Origin of the sequence: Xanthomarina gelatinilytica (assembly GCF_000348685.1) — a bacterium.
GTDB lineage: Bacteria > Bacteroidota > Bacteroidia > Flavobacteriales > Flavobacteriaceae > Xanthomarina > Xanthomarina gelatinilytica.
Genome location: NZ_ANLA01000035.1, coordinates 1 through 1,271, shown reverse-complemented (window position 1 = coordinate 1,271; position 1,271 = coordinate 1). Strand labels below are relative to the sequence as shown.

The following is a 1,271-nucleotide window of genomic DNA, read 5'->3' as shown; positions in this document are numbered from 1 at the left end:
AAAGTTAATGGGTTTTTACTTGTTTTTTACCACAGTACTTTGTTCTACGCAGTTTTTTATTCCGCTTTATTTTTTATTTCAGTTGTTAATTCAGTCGGACTATATTCAAATGTTCCTGTTCCACTTGGACAGCAATTCGCATCATCTTCTGACCAAGCAAAATATTCTCCAATAATTGTTTTTCCAAGACCTTTATAATGAATGTATATTTTATAAACATCATTAATATCAATTTTTGCCAATTCAGTTTTTATTCCGTTTTCGATTGTTTGAGTGATGTTTTTATTCGTAAGGAATTGACCATCGTTTGAATAAACTAACATTCCAAAATCTGAACCAGTTCCGTTTCCGCCAACGCAATTTTCGGCAGGAAAGTAAAAAAGTCCATCTCTAATTCCGTCAGAATTAAAATCCGATTCACTTGACTGAATTTCTTGTAATCCAAAATACGCTTTTGGGTTTTCTTCTTGCCATTTCTGCCAATCATTATCTTCTCTACAAGGATTTCCAACTTCTCCACTTGCCAGAAGTTCTTTTTTCCATTTTTCTGTTTCGGTTTTGAATTCAGATGTTTTTTGTTGTGCATTACAACTGTAGGTCATAAGTCCAATTGCAAGAATTGGGAAAATGTTTTTTTTCATAAAATTTGTTTAGTTATTGTTTTTCAGTTAATTGTTCAGTCAAATTGCGTAGAACGTATTTGTGTAAGGAACGTTGCGGGTTTACGTGCGAGGATTTTCCGCAGGAAAATCAGAGTTAGCAAACAAGTAACGCCCAAACGGTTTAACTAAAATAAGCAATGTTTTTTACACGGTGTTACCTGCTGTTGTTTTTTGTTTTTACTTTCTTAAAACTCAAAAAAATGCAAAAGCTAAACCAGCGAAGAATTCCGCTTATTTTTTCCTTTCAATTTTTCAATTCCGCAACTTGCTAAATTGCACGACAGTTCGGTTTTGATTTTCAATTCAGATTTCGATTCCGTAAACGTGCTAAAAAGTCCGACGTGAATTTCATTCAGAATTCAGCTATTCGTTCTTAAATTTTCTTTCAGAATATTGTCCTAATTGATATGCAATTAAAATTGGAATTAATGCAAAAGCCATATACTTTTCTAAAAGTCCATATTCTGATAATGCTATCAATATTGCAGTTGAAACTATAATAAAAATTAAGTCAAATGTTCTTTTTTTTATTTTCATTTAATTTAGATTTGAGTGAGTTCCGCAATTGCAGGTAACGGCAGTCTGTCTAATAACCCTGCCTTAATTTTT

General features: G+C 32.2%; 2 protein-coding genes. Both read right to left on the bottom strand.

Going from position 1 to position 1,271, the window contains the following annotated elements; translation table 11 throughout:
• Positions 1 to 56: 56 nt before the first annotated feature.
• Complete coding sequence (locus D778_RS13930; protein ID WP_007651875.1) at positions 57 to 641, bottom strand: hypothetical protein; 585 nt, start codon at positions 639 to 641, stop codon at positions 57 to 59.
• Between the two features lie 384 nt (positions 642 to 1,025).
• A complete protein-coding gene (locus tag D778_RS14580; protein WP_155949966.1) occupies positions 1,026 to 1,199 on the bottom strand; it encodes a hypothetical protein in 174 nt (57 codons plus the stop codon).
• Positions 1,200 to 1,271: the final 72 nt, after the last annotated feature.